The organism is Bacillota bacterium (assembly GCA_012727955.1).
GTDB lineage: Bacteria > Bacillota > Limnochordia > DTU087 > JAAYGB01 > JAAYGB01.
In genome coordinates, this window is sequence record JAAYGB010000042.1 from 13,024 (window position 1) to 31,772 (window position 18,749).

Here is an 18,749-nt window from a genome sequence, read left to right on the forward strand (position 1 = left end):
TCCCTTAACTCATCCCAGGTATATCCTGGGTATTCGTTCACTGATGAGACACACAATTTCGTAGTGAATCGTTCCCATAATCCCCGCCAACTCGTCGGCGGAGATAACCTCATCACCTTGTCTGCCGATCAGGACCACTTCGTCGCCGATCTCAATGGGATCATCGCCCACATCGATCATGCATTGGTCCATACAGATAGTTCCGCTGATCCGATACCTTCGACCCCGCACCAATACCTCCGCCCGATTACTCAACAGCCGTGAGTAACCATCGGCATATCCCACTGGAATGGTGGCAATGGTGGTTTCCCTCTCAGTCATATAGCGGCGCCCATAGCTGATCCCCGTTCCCGCCGGAACTCGATGCACATAAGAGACCCTGGCCTTTAAACTGAGAGCAGGCTGCAGATCCAACTGAACTATATCCGGGGCGGGCTGTAACCCGTACAGGGAGATACCCGCCCTAACAAGATCGAATTCAGCCTCTGGGGCCACGGCAACGGTGGCACTGTTTGCCCCATGGACAATGGGAATTGAGATCCCCTCTTGCTGGAGCTCAGCAAGGACGCCGGTGAACTTTGACAGCTGCTGCCGAAAGTAGCTGCGATCCACCGCGTCCGCGGTGGAAAAATGGGTAAATATCCCTTCTACCTCCAAATTCGGCAGCTCCAGTAGGGTCTTAATGAACTCTCGGGCCGCCTGCGGTCTTATACCTAAGCGACCCATGCCAGTGTCGACTTTGACGTGGACCTTCGCGATGGTCCCCAGGTCCAGGGCCGCAGCGGACAAAGACCTGGCTCCCTCCAGGGTGCAAACCGTCGCCGTCAATCCATTGGCAACAATCAGGGGCGCTTGGGCTGCCGGTGCCAATCCCAAGACTAGAATCGGCCCCTCAATCCCGGCCCGACGCAGGGCAATCCCCTCTTCAACGATGGCAACGCCAATCCATTCCACTCCATAATCTCGACAGGTCGCGGCCACCTGGGCGGCACCGTGTCCATAGCCATTGGCCTTGACCACTGCCATCATTTGTGTCTGGGGCTTGAGCCCCCGTCTAATTTCCCGAACATTGCGGCGAATACAGGCAAGATCAATTTCCGCCCAGGCCGGCCTAATTATATCTTCCGGCAAACTTAGCACCTTCTTCGATTCTCACAATCTTTCCTTATTCTGTAGTCTCAATCTCTTGAAAGGCCTGCCCCAAGCAGGCAATCAAATCCGAGGGTACTAGGCTGCGGTTACCCCACAATTTCACAGCCAAATCCCCCGCCAATCCATGGACATACACACCACAGACAGCCGCCGCTAGGGCTGGAGTTCCCTGGGCCAACAAAGCAGCAATAATCCCAGTCAAAGCATCTCCCGAACCACCGGTGGCCATTCCAGAGTTGCCCGTGGGATTGATGTAGACGGAACCATCGGGTCCGGCAACGATAGTTCTGGCTCCTTTCAAAACCACCACGGTACCAAAGGACATGGCACTGGCCTGGGCCATTTCAACGCGGTCGGCTTGAATAGTTGGAATGTCCGTATGCAACAGGCGAGCCAGCTCCCCGGGGTGGGGCGTGAGGACGGTTTTTTCTGGAGCCGCCAATCGCTCAACACCGCCGGTTTGAGCCAGACCATTGAGGCCATCGGCATCCACCACCGCGGGGATGGAATGCTCCGCTAATAGGTCCGTAACCAAGTGAGGAATCTCGCCTTGAGTTGTCAGACCAGGACCCACAGCCCAGGCATCACACTGGCTTAGGAACTGGTTGATCCGATCCCTAGCCCGGTACCCTACTATTCCCTGGGGCTCTTCCGGCAAGGGCATCGTCATACTCTCCGTCAGTTTTACCTCCAGAATCGGGTTCAGGCTTTCTGGTATTGCCAGGGTCACCAATCCAGCACCGGAACGCAAAGCCGCCTCGGTGGTCAAGCTGGCCGCCCCTGTCATGCCCACGGATCCTGCCAGGATGAACAAGCGCCCAAAAATGCCCTTGTGTGCATCGGCAGGTCGTGCCGGCAAGTGTTCAGCCACATAGCTTCCAGTCACCAAGTGATAGGGACTGGAGTCAAAAAGTGACGGCGGCAGGCCGATGTCAGCGATAATCAGTTGGCCCACAAAGGGAATCGCCGGGTATTGCACCATCCCCAACTTTGGGGCCCCAAAGGTAACCGTATAGTCTGCCTGCACGCAAACACCCATCGGACGGCCGCTTTTGGCATCAAGTCCCGATGGAATATCTATAGACAAGACTGGGCAGGCGCTTTCATTGACCAAGGTAATTACCTCTTCAACACTGGAGGAGACTCGTCCCGAGACTCCCGTTCCCAACAGGCCATCGATAATCAATTCCGAGGCGGCGAAGTTGACCTTGAGTTTGGCCAGCTGCCGCTCCTGGATCACATCAAAGTCCAATCCCAAAGCCACTACCATGTCGGCATTGGCCTTGGGATCACCGCTGAGCTGCTCCGGCGAAGTCATGAGAAAGAGCTTGACCTGGTAGCCCCAATTGTGAAGGTACCGGGCCGCTACCAAGGCGTCGCCGCCATTCCCACCCTTACCGGCCAGGATAGTAATCCTCTTTCCCTTGGGCACCAGTGCCGCTGCCTGATCGGCCACCGCCCGACCAGCATTCTCCATCAACACCACACTGGGTATTTTGAAAGTTCGTACCGCCTGCTCGTCTATTTCCCGCATCTTCTCGCCAGTAACAACCTTCATGATCCCCACCCGTTCTGCCCTAACTCCCAAGCACTTCTTGCCAACTTCCCTTTAGCTATCACCTAGAGCAATCACATAGGCTACTGCCACGCTATCGTTGTGGGACATACTGATATGAAAGGTCTTAATCCCCATTTTCTCTGCCAACTGCGCAGTCTTTCCCAGAAGGTTGACATAGGGACGGCCGCTGGGTTCATGGAGGATCTCAATTTCCCGCCAAGCCACTCCCCGTCGCCAGCCGGTGCCTAGGGCCTTCATCACCGCCTCTTTCCCGGCAAAGCGGGCGGCCATTCGCTCCCACTGCGCCTTCTGATTTCCCCGCAGTATGTACTTAGCTTCCCGAGGAGAACAGATCTTGTCCACAAACCGAGTACCCTTCCTTGTCCAGGCGCGGCCCACGCGGTCGATTTCGATGATGTCAGTACCAATCCCGAGAATCAACGGTCTGCCCCCAATTCCGCTTTGATTACTCTGCTGATCATGTCCACTGCCTCTCGGAGCAAGTCCTCGTCTGAGGACTCTCCCATCACTCGAATCACCGGTTCCGTGCCCGATGCTCGCACATAGATTCTGCCCTCGGTTCCCAGCATCGCCTCTGCCTGCTCTATGGTCCGGCAAATGACCTCACGATCTTCCCAGCGTTTGTCCCTCACGGAAATGTTCTGCAAGAGCTGCGGGAAGGGGGTGAGCACCTGGGCTAGCTGCGACAGCGGTTGGTTTCTCCCTTTCACTGCCGCCAACAACTGTAGGGCCGTTAGCACACCATCGCCGGTGGTGTTATGCCGGAGGAAAATGATATGTCCCGATTGTTCACCACCGAGATCCAAGCCCTGCTGCAGCATCGCCTCCAGAACATACCGGTCACCGTTAGGCGTTACCACCAACTTACCGCCGTGCTTTTCGATGGCCTTCTTGAGGCCGAGATTGCTGTACACCGTGGCGGCAATGGTGTTCTTCGCCAATTGACCCCGGCTCATCAGCTCAATGGCACATATGGCCAAGATGCCGTCACCATTGACAATCTGGCCCTGCTCATCCACCGCGATCACCCGATCCCCGTCGCCGTCGTGGGCGATGCCCACATCGGCTCCATACTCCTTGACCGCGGCCTGAAGGACCTGAGGATAGGTCGAGCCGCAATTGACGTTAATGTCCTTACCGCTGCTGCCGGTATTGATTGCCACTACCTCTGCCCCCAACCGGGTTAAGACCTCCGGAGCAACTTCAAAGGCAGCGCCATTGGCGCAGTCAACCACGATCCGCATTCCATCTAGTCTGTGATTAACGGTTTGGATTAGCAGGTTGACATAGTCTTCGGTGGCCTTCGTGTATTCCCGGGCTCGCCCCACTCCCTCACCGACGGGACGAGGGATGTCACCGGAGCCCCGCAAAGTAGCAGTCACCAATGCTTCAATTTCCGCCTCGGTTTCATCGGGTAGCTTAAACCCGTCGGAGGTAAAGAACTTAATTCCATTATCGGGAACGGGATTGTGTGAAGCAGAGATCATAACCCCGGCATCAGCTTCCAGATGCCGGGTCAAGTAGGCAACGGCCGGAGTAGGCACAATCCCCAGTCTTGCTACATCTATTCCGACGGATGTAAATCCTGCAACCATCGCCGCTTCCAGCATGTCACCGGAAATTCGAGTATCTCGCCCGATCACAATGAGGGGGCGCTCCCGCCGGGAGCTCTTGCCTTGGGTCAGAACCCAGGCTCCTGCCCTTCCCAGCTGAAAGGCTAGCTCTGGAGTGAGATCCCCGTTGGCTACTCCCCGAACCCCATCGGTGCCAAACATCTTTCCCATACTGACATACCTCCATATCGCCGGAAGTTACACCAAGGAAGGACCGGCGATTTGCCACGATATCTGTCTGCGGTTCCCTATGGGTGGGCCTATTATTCCCCCCAGGGCCCATGGCTAAGGGACTAATCAACCGCTATTTTACTACTAGTCTTGGTTTCTTTTTCGGTTCTTCTGCGCTGTGACAATCATTTCCTGCCATGGGCTGTCACGGGAGGTATCTGCGCAACTAGTGTCGCTGTTTCTGCTCCTGTTGCTGTCTGAGGCTTTGCACCCCTCGCTCAATTTCATCGGCAAGATTGGCGGCCAACTCTTGGGCAGAGATCCCACCGGATAGGAAAGCAGTGGCCTCGGGCAGTACCGCTTCATCTAATAGCTTTTTCGCTAGCCCTTCCCATTCAGGCGTCAACCTGGGCCGAGCTCTGCCACTGCAGGCAGCCAAAAGCCCAGCCTGCTGCAAGGAACTTAGCTTCAGTTGGTCGCTCCAAATCCCCAACAAAGGTTGATAGCTAGGCACACCGTAGCGAACTACGGAATAGAAGATTCCCATATACTTGGCATACAACCGGCCAAAGTCTGCAGCCAACCGGGTATGAGCTGCTCCTTTATAGGGAGATTGCCGGAAAATCGCGACCCGATGGTCGATGGGTTCAGGCGGTCCCCAAGTGGACTGACAGGGAAAGGGAAGGAAGGCAATGTCGTTAGCACCAGGAGCGGTGTTAGACCACCGCTGCTTGGGAATTTTACCCAACACCCAAGGGCCCACCGGCCCGATAATCGGTGAGTTTCCAGTGTAGAATTTCTCGAGGAAATCCCCCGCGGCAGTGGTAATTACCTTCCGAGAAAACCACAGAGAAATTTGCTCGGCGGTATCGGCGATCACCGACTGGGTCCAGCCCACCACACCATCCTCCATAAGAAGGGGAGCCCCTTGACCCTCTAGGATCAGGGCCAAGGCCTCGCCGGTCCCACCTTGCAGCACCAGGGCAGGCTGGGTGCCAACGCCGGCAGCCCTTTCCATCAGGCCCGTTAGATCAAGGCAAAGGGCTCGATACCCTTCGCTGCCATCACCGGCGGTCAACACATCGTGGAAACTTCTCCCCAACAGCCGTTGGTTGAGAGCTAAGAGCCGCACTTCACTCCAACTGGGCCAGGCCCAATAATCACCATTGAACTGCATCCGCTCCCAAACGGGGGCAAAGTACTCCACCTCGCCCAAGCTCTCGGCAAACTTGGTTATTGGCAACTGCAAGGGATGCCGCTGGGCAGAGCTCAGCATCACCACATCCGGTGGCCGCCCATCGGCTATGGCCGTCTCCAAGGCCGGCAGCAATTGTCCCTGGGGCCACAACTTGAGCTCGACATCGACATTAGGATAAACTCGCTGAAACTCTCGGATTGCCTGGCGAATTGCCCGTTCCTGTTCCTCCTTTATTTCCGGAGAGGCGGGAAAGATTTCATCCCATAATACCAACTGATAGTCCTGATTGACATCGATTTTAGCTCTGGGATCGATAATGATCTCCGGCCGAAACCATATTCTCCAGCCAAGGACGAAAAGGGCCAACAGCGCCACCAGGCCCCCGAGATAGACCCACCACCTAGTTCTATCCATCACTTCACCTCCAAGAGGTAATAGGTATCCGGGCCAGCGATCCCGTCGACGGCCACCCCGTAGTGTGCCTGGAGAGCCTTGACGGCCTCTTCTGTATCGGGACCGAAGCGAGCATCGGCCACCCCGGGAGAAAAGCCCATGTTGCGCAGGGCCAGCTGCAGGAAGACCACGTCTTGCCCGCTGTTACCCCGACGCAGAACTCGCTTGGGAAAATCAGGGTCTACCGGACCTATCGCTATCACCGGAGTACCGATGGGCACCCAGTCGTAGAGCTCTTCCACGTCGTGGTTGAGCATCCGAAAACAGCCGGCGCTTTCGGCATCGCCAATGTGCCAAGGCTTATTCGTGCCATGAATTCCATAGATGCCCCAGGGGACATTGATTCCCATCCAGCGAGTGCCAAAGCCCCCTCCCCAGTGCTTGTCTTTGTGGACGATTTTCCATTCGCCAATGGGCGAAGGCGTCTTGCTGGAGCCCACGGTGATGGGGTAAGTCTTGTAAATCTGACCATCGGAATAAAGTTGCAGTTCCCGCTTGGGAATATCCACTAGGATGATCAACTCCCCCGTGGGCGGAGCTGACTTCGTAACCGCGGGCCGATCAAAGGATGCAGCCAGTGCATCCCAGGTGTCGGAATCAACCCGCCCGTCGACAGGCAATCCGGCTTCTTCTTGAAAGCGTCTCACTGCTTCCTCTGTAGCCCCATCGAAGCGACCGGTGATCGCTCCTTGAAAAAAGCCACGCTCCTGTAACCCTGCTTGTAGTTCCTCGACATCCCGACCGGTCATCACCGGTTCCGTCAAGAACAAGACACGATCCGTTTCGCAGGTGGCGTTCTTGAGGCTTACGGTACCGGCACCCCACGCCCCTTGCACCATCACTGCTACTACACAACCAACCACGGCAAGCAGCCAATAGACCCTCCGCTGCCTCAACAGCAACTCCCCCTCCACTGCTTAACGATAGGTTCTAAAAATACTATGGGACACAGGGCATAACTATGCCTTGTGTCCCAGGCTTTCTCAGGGGCCTTATAGCGCTGTTTATGGCTAAATCAATGGTCAAATTAGCCAAGGGGATTACCCTTGCCGGCGCCGCTCCAGCAACCGCACCAATCTCTCGGCAAAGATGGAGGCATCATCGGCTCCACCGATGGCAGCAAAATCTTCAACCATCGCTCCCTGTTTTTCCAGAAGCCCCATTGCCGTACGCAGGGACTTAACAGAGCCGAGGATCCGGCTGTTGACAAAGGCCGCCGCAGTCTTCCCATCTAGACCGGTACAGCGAGGCAATACTGCCGATAGATCCGGTGGAAGCTTTCCGCCAAGCCATCCCAGGGTGGGACAGCCCAAAATCACCAAATCATACGCGGCACAGGGAATGGGCCGGGTTCCTTGGGTGTCTGCCGGAGTGGTGGTAACCTGTACGTTACCATTCTCCGCCAAGGCCTTAGCCAAAAGGTCTGCTAGTTTGGGAATTGGCCCCACTTGACTGAAGAGGATATTAACACGCATTGACCAGTCCCCCATCAACGTTTTCGGGACAACCTATTTCATCCCAATCTGGCCTTCGCCACCGGGATAGGCTTCCCTTTTTCCTGGGGGACTAGAAGGATAAACTAACCGCTACAGTTCTCGAAGGAAAAAGGATCGCACACTGGCCCGACTGATTAAGGCAGCATACAACACCCAGGAAATAATCGTGGTAATAATTGCCTTCACTAGATTGAAGGGAACGGTGATGGTAAGCACAAACTCCAGGAGCTGATCCTGAGTTACTCCCCACAAGGGGAGAAAAATGAAGTAGTTGCCCAGGGCCATCAGAAAGGTCATGCTGATGGCACCACACAGGCAGGCCACTCCAAAGCGGATTCCAAGACGGGCTTTAGCCATAGCCCGATAGGCCCAACCGAAGCCCAGCACCAGGCTCACTCCCGTCACGAAGTTGGCGGTCACTCCGACAATCCCTGCCGTGGACTTGCCAGACAAGAAGAACAGAACAGCCTTTACCAACTGCACAATGCTGCCGGCCAAGGGGCCCATAGCCAAAGTGGCAAAGAGTGCGGGAACATCACCGGGATCGTACTTGAGAAAGGGTGGAAAGGGTGGAATTGGAAACTCGATGAGAAACATCAACAAGAAAGCCATTGCCGACAACAAGCCAAGAAACACCTTTTTGCGCAGATCCATGTTCTAAACTCCTCCTGGAAGCTGGCCTTACGGGACATTGGGACAGCAAAAAAGCCCCCGAAAATCCTCGGAGGCTTGGTCCACATGCACCACAGGACACAACAAACCAGCGTTGTGCCGTTGTCTTCTCCCTTCCAGACTGTACTGTCGGTTCTGGACTCACACCAGATCAACCATCATCGATGGCTCGCGGACTCGACTCAACAAGTCACACCGCCGGTCAGGAATTGAGGGACTAACCCTCTCACCTTGCCCCGAAGACGCTAAATGTATTTTGTTCAAGTTGAATATATCAATCCCACGGGCCGATGTCAACACTGGAAAAATCTAGTTGGGCTTGCCCAGGGGCTCCAACCGCACGCTCCAGGATTTCTGCTCCTGTCCGAAGACGTGAAATTGACGCACCTTCACCCGGTGCCCCTCCTTCATCGCGACTAACTCATGGGGGCCCGGGGTCAGTTCAACGGTTTCCGGCAAAGTTCCGTGGTACTGGCCATCGACATAGAGCCTAACTCCCTCTTGATAGGAGTGCACCTTGATTGTGGCAGTGGCCCGGCGTCCCTGCCTCACGTTGATACTAGCCCAATCTGTGGCCCACCGCGTTTCCGACTGAGAGAGCCTAGTTTCAATCTGCCTCTGCAGAGTATCCCGATCTTGGGAGAACCAATCCCGAGGAAAGGTAATGGGATATTCCGTGGCTATCGCCCGCACTATCTCTCTACCACTAGGGCCCACCACCTGCAGCCGATAATCTCCCCCGGGAACTATCAGCGTTTCTCCTGCCTGCAGGTAATTGTCTCGATCATAGGCATTGGGAAAAATCAACTCCGCCCTACCGTTGGGCATGACGCAATACAAGGTCACGTAGGCATCATCGGAGGTGCGAACATATAGACGGACCGGCTCACCCACATAATAATCAGCGTCATGTTTGCCCCGGTCTGTCCATACTTCCACAGTAAGCTCTTCAGGCTCAGGCTTGATCACCAGCTGCAGCTTCGCTTCGGCCAAGACCCCACCGGCTACCAGAGCGAAAATCAGCAGGGTAAATCCTAGGATATGCAAAGGACGTCGGTTTCCCATGATTAGGCCACCTTCCTTGGACTTTCCTCTGTTGCCCCTAGCCTACCATACTTCCCCTAGATCACACAAGCAGGGGTAGCCCCCTGCCTGTGTAATCTAAAGATACTCTTTGCTGCCCCATGGGCCTAGGTCACCACCGCCTAGGATACCTTATTGGCCGCTTCTCGTAATTTATCTATCGCCCTTCGCTCCAGTCTCGACACATGCATTTGAGATAAATCCAGCTGCTCGCCTACCTGCTGTTGAGACAATTCCTCAAAATACCGTAGGAATAGGATCTTTTTGTCCCGTTCGTCCAGTGACACCAGGGCATCCTGCAGACTGAGACTTTCGATGACGTAATCGAAGGATTCATCATCTTGACCTAAATAGGTGTAGAAGGTGCCGCTATCCTCATCGTTACCAGAGCCTAGAGTGCCATCCAAGGATAGGGGAAAGCGATTGTTGACTACCCGATCCGCTTCCTCAATCTTCTCACTGGAAACACCCAGTATCTCCGCCATCTCGTCACGGGATGGAGTGCGCCCATACTCACTGACGTAGCTTGCCTTGGCCTGTTGCAGTTTCAGACTTAAGTCCTTGACTCCCCGAGGTACCTTTAGATTCCAGGCTTTGTCACGGAAGTGGCGCTTAATCTCGCCCACGATTGTCGGAGTAGCATAAGTTTCGAACTTGACACCGCGGCTTGAGTCATAGCGTTGAATCGCCTTGAGCAAACCAATCATTCCCACCTGGACTAAATCATCTAGCGGTTCGCCCCTTCCCTCAAACTTACGAGCCAGAAATTGAACCAAGCCATAGTACTTCTCAACCAACTGGTCAAGGGCTTCATCGGAAAGCTCTTCGCGATAGCCGTCCGAAGTCTCCACAGGTCTCTGAAAGTCCGAGTTGTCTCTTATGTACTGCATTTCAGCCATGCTCCATCCTCCTTCTGCAATAGATGATTTCCCCTCACTCACCTCTCAGTGACTGAAGATGTCCAGGTCGCAAGCCTGCCCCTAAAGAGGAGGCGCTCGATGGACTTCCTTCCTGGTTAACCTGCCGTATTTAAGTAGTTCTTCCAACTGTACTACAAGTATACAGTCCCAGATATTGGTTGTCAATAGTCGTTACTATTAATAATAGCGATTTCACATCTTTGCAACATGCCTTTTCGCATAAACCCGACGTTTTTGCAGGAAAAACCGGATTCCATCCGCGATTTTCCCCTTCAAGAACTTTAGATAGCGATAATTGTTACTAATTCGTTGCTGCTTTTAGCTGCTGCCGGTGAAAGGATTTCAGCTCCAGATTACGATGAGCAGGGCAGGAAAAGGTCTATCCCTGCGCCGAAAAGAGTAAAAGGTCAAGCCTGTGAGCTCAGGCATCATGCTAACTTATGCAGCATAGAGATTTATGTGAACCATGGACACGTCCACCATTGGGAGGTCAGGGTTTTGTCAACTTTAGAGATGAACGGGGTTACCCTCATGGGATGCACCCAACAATACGATCTCAGTGTTAGTTCCGGGCAAGTGGCCATTGTCTATGGCGAAAGTCCAGCAATTCGCCAGAGCTTGCTCCGGGTGCTTTCCGGTGAAGATCTTCCGGCCAAGGGCGCCATCAGCCTCGACAACATGAACTTTTCCCAAATGAAACCCAAGCAGCGTCGGGAAATCCACGAGAGGAAATTCCGCTACATAGCTAAGAACGATCTGCTGCTGGACTATCTCACCGCCGTGGAGAACTGCCTTATTCCAGAGGTCAATTTCACCGGGATTACCATCGAAAGGACCAAGATTTTACTGCGGAAGTTAGGAGTAAATAGTCCCGAAAGACGGATGCCCCATGAGCTTTCTCCCCTGGAGCGAAGGCTAGTGGCGGTAGGTCGAAGTCTAAGGCTGAATCCCAAGGTCTTGCTGGGATATGAACCCGCCGGTGGATTAGATGCCCAGGATGCCGAAGCACTATATATCTCCTTGCAGCGAATTGCCAGGGAACACAAACTGATCGTCATCACCACTGAAGCGGCTCTTCCCCCTTGCGGAGAAAATCAAGATTTTCTGCTACTCAAGCTCCATGAGCCAAAGATGTCGATGACGACCCCAAAAAATGATGAAGGACAAGCAACACCCAGGGAGGTGATGCAATGAGATTCACTTTCGGATTGTACGCTAATCGCCGGGCCAAAGCACTGCTATTGCCTGCGCTGATCACTGCCACTGCCGTTGCTTTCATCGCAATGGGAAGTCTGCTGTTGACCGTCAACCCCGTCACCCAGGCCTGGCTGGAGACAAGGGCCGATTACTGGGTGGAAATATCGGGGCAAGTGACTCCCTCAGATATTCACGCCGCGCTGCCCGAGCTCACGGTGGATGTGATTCCTGCAGCGGTGGCTCACCTATCCTACCCGCTGTTGGGAGGAGAAACGGCGCTCTTGCCGGTGTATGGACTATCACCGGAGGATACCGAGGCCCTGTTGGCCCATACAGGAAGCACCACCGAAGGGGTCCTGCCCCAAGAAGATGGCTCTGAGCCCGGTGGGATGTACCTGCCGGAGTCCTTCCTGGCGGCAACTAACCTCAGGGTCGGTGATGAGTTCGAGAATGCCAATCCCTACCAAGAACCCTTTTCCTTTCTAGTAGAGGGAGTGGTTACCGGACCAATCCCCTTTGGATTGGCTACCTTAGAAACCGTCGCTAGTCTGCCGATCCAAGAACCGGTTCTCCTGGTACACTCCCCGGAAATGGAGGCTAGGCAATTGGCAGAAGAACTGCAGGCGGTCTTAGCGGGCCATGGACTGATTCGAATCCTGTCACCGGAGTACTTTCAACACCTACAGCACGAACGGATGCGAACCTACCGTCTAGCCCTGCCCATGAGTCTAGTTACCTTACTAGCACTGATGACCATTGGTTTATCCTGGGCCAGCAGATCCCAGAGTGCCCTACTGGCAACGGAGCAGGCTTTGGCCAAAGTGTACTACCATTCCTTAGGTCCCTCGCTGTTTCGTCCCCTAGCAGTAGCTGCTCTCTGCGGCGGCTTAGGTTGGGTTTTCGGACTGGTCCTTGGACTGGCGGGCTCCGTAGGTATAGGCCGCCTGTGGTTATCCTCCCGGGGGCTGGCTTACACCCTCCCCTGGGGGACGATAGCGCCATCACTGTTTCTAGGACTAGCCCCAATATTTGCCGCTTTATATCGTTGGAGTCAGGCCCTAACCCCAGATCTCTTTGATTTCCTCGGCCAAGAGCAGCAAATCAGCCGAGCCGCACCGGATTCTACCGACCTCAATCACGGCTCCAATATAGCGCCGGGAATCTAACCGACATTTCCCACGACAACACGCCTAGGCAGTCAAAGCTTCGCATCCCATCGATGCGAACCCGACTGCCTAGCCTGTGCGCCACTAACGAACACCTCTCCTTTTTACATATTGTTTGGAATAACTCCACTGGCCACTGGGATATTGCCTGGTTCGTCGCCAATAATGTCGGGCTCGGCAGTGATCTCCACGGCCACGAAGCTGGTGCTGGGATTTTCCGTTTCTATCCTCCCCACGTACAGTCCACCGGAGACAAGGCTCATAGCCCCAGAAATGTAATCGCCCGCTGCATCCTCCAGCCACAATACATACTGAGTCGCATCGCCATCGAGCTCTTCAGGAGCCGGAGCATTATCCATGATGCCAATCACCGTATCATCGACGTCATTGAGCAGTACCCAGGCCTCGACGTCGGCCACTGCCTCCAGCTCAGAAACTGTCAGCACCAGACACCGGCGTTCGGGGCTTGGAGGAGGTCCTACCTCCGTGGGAATACAGATTACCTGACCCACCTGCAAACGCATTGGATCAATACCGGGGTTGTATTGGATAATCAAATCCACTGTGACGCCATACCGTTGGGCCAGGGAATAGAAAGTATCCCCGCTGCGAATGGTGTACAGTATACCCGGACACTCCTTGGGCGGCGGAGCCATCCCAGGAATGCAGATGACTTGACCCACCTGTAACCGATTGGGGTCGACCCCAGGGTTGGCTGCCAGCAAATCATCGAGGGAAACATTAAAGCGTCGAGACAATTGGTAGAAGGTATCTCCTGCGCGAATGGTATACAACTGTCCCCCGGGGCAGTCGGGTTCGGGAGCGATTCCCGGAAGACAGATCTGACTGCCCACCACCAAATTAGCGGGATCAACGTTGGGATTGGCGTCTAACAAGTCTGCCAAAGGTATGCCAAATTCCCGGGCGATGGCCCACATGGAGTCTCCCGACCGAATTGTGTACAGCCGTCCTCCCGGGCAGGGCGGGACCTGTGACCACATCACCATCGACAACACTTCCTTTCCGCCTGATATAGGATCGGGTACCTAAGAGTTTGTTCCCTACATGATATGTGTCGATGGTCCTTTGGTGACAAAAAAGCGAGGCGAGCCTAATAGACCCACCTCGCAATAACCTATATCCCTTTGTTAGTCCTCATCAACAGGAATTAGCTCGTACTCGCGACTTCCCAGACCTAACCCTTCAGCATGGGCGATTTGGAAATTGTAATCGTTCTCTGGCCACAGCTCCTGGAGCAAATCGCCACCATGGGCCTTGGTCAAAAGGTCTACAGTAGCTTGGTCAATGGCTACCGGATCGTAGGAGGCCAAGATCCCAATATCGCTCACTACCTTCTCTTGAGCGCGACTGTCACAGTCACAGTTCTTGGTAACGTGAATCAGGAAATTGGCAAAGAACATCTTGCCCTCCTTCTCCTTGAGGGCGCCGTAGGCAAACTCAGCCATTTTTTCCTGCAGCTTCTGGGTGCTACCCTCGCCTTTGTTTTCAATGGCGTCAAACTTACAGGTAGTGAGACACTCTGCACAACCATAACAGACCTCAAGATCAATTTGGGCCTTGCCCTCTACCATGGAAATAGCTTCCACGGGACACCACTTAATGCAGAGACCACAGGCAGTACAGACCTCTCGATCCACTTCCGGTTGGATGTCGGAGTGTTGCATTTGTTTGCCGCTTCTGCTGGCGGCACCCATGGCCACATTCTTGATGGCGGCTCCCATGCCCGCAGCCACGTGACCAGTGGGATGGGACAGAACAAATACTACATCGGCATGGAGAAAGTCGTTGGCAATATTAACACTGGTAAAGTACTTGCCTTCAATCTCTACTTGCGTATAGTTCTTCGATAGAAGTCCATCGGCAATAATAACGGGAACGCCCACCTTGTCCGGGGTAAAACCATTGTCGTAGGCCTGCATCAAATGATCTACCGAGTTAAATCTGCGTCCCTTGTACAAAGTGTTGGTATCGGTCAAATACACCTTCCCCTGGGCTGCCTTCAGATCATCCAGCAGGGGTCGAATGTACTCGGGCTTGATGAAACCGACGCCCCTTTGTTCACCAAAGTGCATCTTGACCCCAACATATTCACCGGGATTGACAATATCATAGGCTCCTGCTGCCTTCACTACCCGCCGAGCTTTGGCAGCAATGGACTCCCGACTTTCACCGTCCTTGACGGGAATGAACCAAACCTTACTGGCCACAAACAACATCCTTCCATTATGAAGATTAGGTCTGCAACATCATTCGCTGTTATACCAACTAAACCCTTCTTAAGGAGTATCCAGGAAAACGGGGGGATATGGTCGGGACATCAATCACCCCGTCGATACTCGACGGGGTGATTCTTCCCTATTCATCTTTGCCACTGGTCTCTATGGCTGAATCTTGCTTTCGTCCCTTTCAAAGGGAACATCGGTGGTCCAATGTCCTGCGAGGGATTCCACTGGCTTGCCTTCAATCAAGAGAAAGAATCCCCGCACTCCCTCCAGCTCCGACAATGAGTTAGCCAGCGAGAACAGCGTCATCGTTTCACCGGTGGAACCGCCCCAGTGATTGGTCTGCATCTCGGCAGAAAAATCCGTGTAGGCAATCCCGTCTCGAACCTCAACGCTAAGGAGTTTGGTTCCCTCGGGGATGGTTCGTCCCAATCCCGGCTCCGTGGGACCCTTAATCAATTCGTTAACTACTAACTCCGGCAAGGATTGATCTTTCCTAATCACTGTACGTTTTTCCGGGGCCAATCCAGTGGCATCGGAATTGGTAAAGTACAGGGTTAACTCAACCTCTTGCTCCACCGGCTCATCGACGGAGCGGCGAAGCCAGTTGGGACCTGCCTCCCAGAGAATGAGAGCCAAGAGCACTAGGGCCAAGGCTCCCATTACTATCCATCTTGTCCTTTTTTCGCCCATATCTACCCCTCCGTATTGCTGCCCAGGGTGCAACTTGACTAGCAACTTATTGTCAGTATACAACATCCTGTCACCGACTCAGGCAGCAATTCCTATCAGTTTAGCCTGGGACGGGGCTAAATGACCTCCAGGTAGTCTCTATCGGGAAGCGGTGGATGGGGCACGTGGGGCTCAGCTTGGTACCAGAAGGCTACCGAGGCGATGTCGTCCTGCAGCGGCAGATAGCGACCGCCGGAACGCCATCCTAGAGCCTGAATTGTGACCCGCAAATCCTGTTCAAAACGAATGGGATCCATAATGTGCCAGCGATACATGCCAAAGCGCTGCTGACTTTGATAGAGTCCATCGGGTTTAATCACCTGGGGCAATCCCAAGAAGGGGGTAGAGTAGATACCGTACTCGCCCTTGGGATGCTCAAAGTTCCAGGCGCCTCCAAAGTAGTCTTCCGTTCCCGTTCCGCAGATCGTGGGCCAATCCTTGTCGCCATCGAGGTAAAACTTGATTTCGCCTTCACCCCACCAACCGTTGTTGTTGACGCCCCAGGCGATATAAGTGCCTACATAATGTCCATGGCCCTTGACGTTATCTAAAATGGTGTGGACTTCCTTGTAGGGCAAGGGGTTACTCCTTCGCCATTGGGCATGGAAATAGCCCATGTCCTCGGGAACATCGGTCAGGGTGTAGTCGATTTGGTAATATAGAATGACGGGTTCATCGCTGAGGCTTTCAATGGTAATCCGCGCCGACTTGCGGAAAGGCATTTCCCAGTAGGAATTCATACCCCCGGCGGGATTCACCGCCACCGGCAAGGAATTGACGTTACACCGCTGACACCAGCCGTTGGCGAAGAAGTCACCGTAGGGAGTCTCCACCGATGGGTTTTCCTCATCGTCCCAGTAAAAGCGAAGGACTAATTTGCGCCAATTGCCCGGGAAGGTGGTCATCCAGATGTGTTGAATCGCCCCCGGCCCCTCAATTTCCGCCAAGGTGACTGTCTCATGGGGTGGAATGCTAATAGACGGTGATACCTTCCATCCCTGTCCTAAATCCCTGGCGGCGTTGGCTCCGGTGCCCTCGGTGGCCATCCCTCCCTTGCCCTTTTCCCCGGTGAAGTTTTCCGCGCTGATGGACCGAGTCTTGGCGTAGGACAGCCGGGCTAAACTCCCCAGTCCCATGCCCAAACCGTTGAACTTATACATGGACCTCTCCTCCTATTGGGATTTGCTCCTTCTCTCGGTATGCTCGCTCAATGGTTCCTCCACCTAAACAAACCTCTCCTTGATACAGCACCGCCGCTTGTCCGGGAGTAATCGCCCGTTGCGGTCGGTCAAAGACCAGGATACAGTTGCCATCGGCCTGAAGGTGGACCGTAACCTCCTGATCAGGCTGACGATGACGAAACTTAGCGGAACACCGAAACACTGAATCCGGCGCTTGGCCGGCAATCCAGTGGACGTTAGTGGCCAACAGTCCAGCAGAATACAGCGCCGGGTGGTCATTGCCCTGGGCAACATATAAAACGTTGCTGGCCAAATCCTTATCCACCACAAACCAGGGCTGGTTGTCCACTCCAAAGCCACCACCAATCCCCAAGCCCTTGCGCTGCCCCAAGGTGTAGAACATCAATCCATCATGCTTGCCCACCACTTCACCGGTCAAGGTCCTAATCTCTCCGGGTTGAGCCGGCAAGTAGTTGCTGAGAAACTCCTTGAAGTTTCTCTCGCCAATAAAACACACTCCAGTACTATCCTTGCGCGCTGCCGTAGGCAAGCCCGCCTCTTGGGCCAACTCCCTTACCCGTCTTTTCGGAAGGTGGCCAATGGGAAACATCGCCCGGGACAATTGGTCCTGGTTAAGCAGGTAGAGAAAATAGGTTTGGTCCTTGTTGTCATCGACTCCCCGCAGCAACCGAATTCCGTCCTTGCACTCTTCCAAACGGGCGTAGTGTCCCGTCGCCACGTAATCGGCCCCCAACTGTAGAGCCTTCTGCAAAAACTCTCCAAACTTAATCTCGCGATTGCACATCACATCGGGATTCGGAGTCCTTCCCGCCCGATACTCGTCCAAAAAGTACTGGAACACCTTCTCTTCATACTCATCTTCAAAATTCACTGTATAGTAAGGAATACCGATGGTTTGGCATACTCGCCGCACATAATAGTAGTCTTCGTCAGCGGTACAAACCCCAAATTCATCGGTATCATCCCAATTCTTCATGAAAATACCAATCACATCATAGCCCTGCTCCTTCAAGAGCAGAGCGGCTACCGAGGAATCCACTCCCCCGGACATTCCCACTACCACTTTGGTATCCTTGGGACTTTTCTTCATCTAAATAACCTCCCACAAGAAACCCAACAACGGCTATCCCTAGTATAGTCCCTGGGCGACCATTTTTGTACCGACTACTGGTTCAACATGGTTTCCAGTTCAGCAATCAAGGGTTGTGCAGTGGGAGTGGTCTTGTTGCTCAGTATCTCTTTGGCAGTCAAAGCTTCTCCCCAAAATTCGTCATTGAGCTCTTCATCGACGGTTATAGCAGAACCATCGAGGGAAATCCCAGCAAAGATGCCCTTGCTCAGGGAGTAGCTGTAAATCGAGGCCTTCAGGTCCAGGTCTGTCCCCAGGCTCGCCCGGCGTCCCAAGGGCCCGGCAGCCACCGACAAGTCTCCGCCCAAGGTAACCTTATCGCCCCGAAGAAAGCTGTCCATTCCCTGCTCGTTGGTGATCACTAGAACCAAAGCCGTGGACTGCAATCCAAATTGCATTCCATAGGATACACCCTTAAGCGTGACAAAACTGGGGCCATACCAGGTCTTTGTCCCAGCATCGTAGCGCATCACTAGGCCCTCTCCGTATTGGCCCCCGAGCATCAACCCAGCCTTGACCACCGAGGGGAAAATGGCCACCCCTTCAGCCCTTTGCAAAAGCTCAAGGAGCATCTGCACATCGCTTTGCATCTGCATCTCTTTGAGGACTTTGGCCCCATCAGCGATGCGCTCCTGGCCAGAACTGGCCTGAGCCCGACCCAGGCCGCCCATGAAGTTGATTGTTACCAACAGAATTAATAGAAGGGCTATGGGCCCCATCCTTCTTGCCTGAAGCATCTAGGC

General features: G+C 54.1%; 18 protein-coding genes and 1 riboswitch. Of the genes, 2 read left to right on the plus strand and 16 right to left on the minus strand.

All coding sequences use genetic code 11. The features are described from left to right. Positions 1 to 9 precede the first annotated feature (9 nt). From GX030_07810 to GX030_07855, 10 genes are all read right to left on the minus strand, one after another. Entirely contained in the window at positions 10 to 1,119 is a 1,110-nt protein-coding gene (locus GX030_07810; GenBank protein NLV92281.1) for an alanine racemase, read from the minus strand. 46 nt (positions 1,120 to 1,165) lie between these two features. Beyond that, entirely contained in the window at positions 1,166 to 2,710 is a 1,545-nt protein-coding gene (locus tag GX030_07815) for an NAD(P)H-hydrate dehydratase (GenBank protein NLV92282.1), read from the minus strand. 51 nt (positions 2,711 to 2,761) lie between these two features. Continuing rightward, on the minus strand, positions 2,762 to 3,151 hold the full coding sequence (gene acpS, locus GX030_07820) for a holo-ACP synthase (protein ID NLV92283.1): 390 nt from the start codon (positions 3,149 to 3,151) through the stop codon (positions 2,762 to 2,764). Then, a complete protein-coding gene (locus GX030_07825) occupies positions 3,148 to 4,515 on the minus strand; it encodes a phosphoglucosamine mutase (protein NLV92284.1) in 1,368 nt (455 codons plus the stop codon). The genes acpS and GX030_07825 overlap by 4 nt, the downstream gene beginning before the upstream one ends. 226 nt (positions 4,516 to 4,741) lie before the next feature. Next, positions 4,742 to 6,127, minus strand: a complete 1,386-nt coding sequence (locus tag GX030_07830; protein ID NLV92285.1) for an extracellular solute-binding protein — start codon at positions 6,125 to 6,127, stop codon at positions 4,742 to 4,744. Then, a complete protein-coding gene (locus tag GX030_07835; protein ID NLV92286.1) occupies positions 6,127 to 7,062 on the minus strand; it encodes a L,D-transpeptidase family protein in 936 nt (311 codons plus the stop codon). The genes GX030_07830 and GX030_07835 overlap by 1 nt, the downstream gene beginning before the upstream one ends. Positions 7,063 to 7,206: 144 nt before the next feature. Next, positions 7,207 to 7,641: a hypothetical protein gene (locus GX030_07840; GenBank protein ID NLV92287.1), complete on the minus strand. Its 435-nt coding sequence runs from the start codon at positions 7,639 to 7,641 to the stop codon at positions 7,207 to 7,209. Between the two features lie 111 nt (positions 7,642 to 7,752). Next, positions 7,753 to 8,316 (minus strand): ECF transporter S component, encoded by a 564-nt coding sequence (locus tag GX030_07845; GenBank protein ID NLV92288.1) that lies wholly within the window; start codon positions 8,314 to 8,316, stop codon positions 7,753 to 7,755. 118 nt (positions 8,317 to 8,434) lie between these two features. Continuing rightward, positions 8,435 to 8,582: riboswitch (FMN riboswitch) on the minus strand. A gap of 61 nt (positions 8,583 to 8,643) precedes the next feature. Beyond that, positions 8,644 to 9,399: a DUF4384 domain-containing protein gene (locus tag GX030_07850; protein ID NLV92289.1), complete on the minus strand. Its 756-nt coding sequence runs from the start codon at positions 9,397 to 9,399 to the stop codon at positions 8,644 to 8,646. 140 nt (positions 9,400 to 9,539) lie between these two features. Beyond that, the gene (locus GX030_07855) at positions 9,540 to 10,316 is read right to left on the minus strand and encodes a SigB/SigF/SigG family RNA polymerase sigma factor (GenBank protein ID NLV92290.1); all 777 of its coding nucleotides are present in this window, start codon (positions 10,314 to 10,316) and stop codon (positions 9,540 to 9,542) included. A gap of 519 nt (positions 10,317 to 10,835) precedes the next feature. On the opposite strand from GX030_07855, the gene GX030_07860 reads away from it, so the two are divergent. Both GX030_07860 and GX030_07865 read left to right on the plus strand, forming a co-directional pair. Further along, positions 10,836 to 11,531 carry an ATP-binding cassette domain-containing protein gene (locus GX030_07860; protein ID NLV92291.1) on the plus strand — a complete coding sequence of 232 codons (696 nt, stop codon included), beginning with the start codon at positions 10,836 to 10,838 and terminating at the stop codon, positions 11,529 to 11,531. Beyond that, positions 11,528 to 12,700, plus strand: coding sequence for a hypothetical protein (locus GX030_07865; GenBank protein ID NLV92292.1), 1,173 nt, complete (start codon positions 11,528 to 11,530; stop codon positions 12,698 to 12,700). Before GX030_07860 ends, GX030_07865 begins: the two co-directional genes overlap by 4 nt. A 104-nt stretch (positions 12,701 to 12,804) precedes the next feature. On the opposite strand, the gene GX030_07870 is transcribed toward GX030_07865, so the two are convergent. The 6 genes from GX030_07870 to GX030_07895 form a co-directional block, all read right to left on the minus strand. Then, on the minus strand, positions 12,805 to 13,701 hold the full coding sequence (locus tag GX030_07870; GenBank protein NLV92293.1) for a LysM peptidoglycan-binding domain-containing protein: 897 nt from the start codon (positions 13,699 to 13,701) through the stop codon (positions 12,805 to 12,807). A gap of 147 nt (positions 13,702 to 13,848) precedes the next feature. Further along, on the minus strand, positions 13,849 to 14,928 hold the full coding sequence (locus GX030_07875) for a DUF362 domain-containing protein (protein NLV92294.1): 1,080 nt from the start codon (positions 14,926 to 14,928) through the stop codon (positions 13,849 to 13,851). A 171-nt stretch (positions 14,929 to 15,099) separates the two neighbouring features. Next, complete coding sequence (locus GX030_07880; GenBank protein NLV92295.1) at positions 15,100 to 15,636, minus strand: GerMN domain-containing protein; 537 nt, start codon at positions 15,634 to 15,636, stop codon at positions 15,100 to 15,102. A 116-nt stretch (positions 15,637 to 15,752) separates the two neighbouring features. After that, the gene (locus tag GX030_07885; GenBank protein ID NLV92296.1) at positions 15,753 to 16,835 is read right to left on the minus strand and encodes a DUF2961 domain-containing protein; all 1,083 of its coding nucleotides are present in this window, start codon (positions 16,833 to 16,835) and stop codon (positions 15,753 to 15,755) included. Continuing rightward, positions 16,828 to 17,967, minus strand: coding sequence for a tRNA 2-thiouridine(34) synthase MnmA (gene mnmA, locus GX030_07890; protein NLV92297.1), 1,140 nt, complete (start codon positions 17,965 to 17,967; stop codon positions 16,828 to 16,830). Before mnmA ends, GX030_07885 begins: the two co-directional genes overlap by 8 nt. Positions 17,968 to 18,041: 74 nt before the next feature. Beyond that, complete coding sequence (locus tag GX030_07895; GenBank protein ID NLV92298.1) at positions 18,042 to 18,743, minus strand: lipid-binding SYLF domain-containing protein; 702 nt, start codon at positions 18,741 to 18,743, stop codon at positions 18,042 to 18,044. Positions 18,744 to 18,749: the final 6 nt, after the last annotated feature.

What these genes read in the sequence shown, in the direction of transcription:
- GX030_07825 (NLV92284.1), bottom strand. Translation starts at nt 4,515, where the DNA reads ATGGGAAAGATGTTTGGCACCGATGGGGTTCGGGGAGTAGCCAACGGG.
- GX030_07880 (NLV92295.1), bottom strand. Translation starts at nt 15,636, where the DNA reads ATGGGCGAAAAAAGGACAAGATGGATAGTAATGGGAGCCTTGGCCCTA.
- GX030_07850 (NLV92289.1), bottom strand. Translation starts at nt 9,399, where the DNA reads ATGGGAAACCGACGTCCTTTGCATATCCTAGGATTTACCCTGCTGATT.
- GX030_07870 (NLV92293.1), bottom strand. Translation starts at nt 13,701, where the DNA reads ATGTGGTCACAGGTCCCGCCCTGCCCGGGAGGACGGCTGTACACAATT.
- GX030_07865 (NLV92292.1), top strand. Translation starts at nt 11,528, where the DNA reads ATGAGATTCACTTTCGGATTGTACGCTAATCGCCGGGCCAAAGCACTG.
- GX030_07895 (NLV92298.1), bottom strand. Translation starts at nt 18,743, where the DNA reads ATGCTTCAGGCAAGAAGGATGGGGCCCATAGCCCTTCTATTAATTCTG.
- mnmA (NLV92297.1), bottom strand. Translation starts at nt 17,967, where the DNA reads ATGAAGAAAAGTCCCAAGGATACCAAAGTGGTAGTGGGAATGTCCGGG.
- GX030_07840 (NLV92287.1), bottom strand. Translation starts at nt 7,641, where the DNA reads ATGCGTGTTAATATCCTCTTCAGTCAAGTGGGGCCAATTCCCAAACTA.
- GX030_07815 (NLV92282.1), bottom strand. Translation starts at nt 2,710, where the DNA reads ATGAAGGTTGTTACTGGCGAGAAGATGCGGGAAATAGACGAGCAGGCG.
- GX030_07855 (NLV92290.1), bottom strand. Translation starts at nt 10,316, where the DNA reads ATGGCTGAAATGCAGTACATAAGAGACAACTCGGACTTTCAGAGACCT.
- GX030_07845 (NLV92288.1), bottom strand. Translation starts at nt 8,316, where the DNA reads ATGGATCTGCGCAAAAAGGTGTTTCTTGGCTTGTTGTCGGCAATGGCT.
- GX030_07885 (NLV92296.1), bottom strand. Translation starts at nt 16,835, where the DNA reads ATGTATAAGTTCAACGGTTTGGGCATGGGACTGGGGAGTTTAGCCCGG.
- GX030_07830 (NLV92285.1), bottom strand. Translation starts at nt 6,127, where the DNA reads ATGGATAGAACTAGGTGGTGGGTCTATCTCGGGGGCCTGGTGGCGCTG.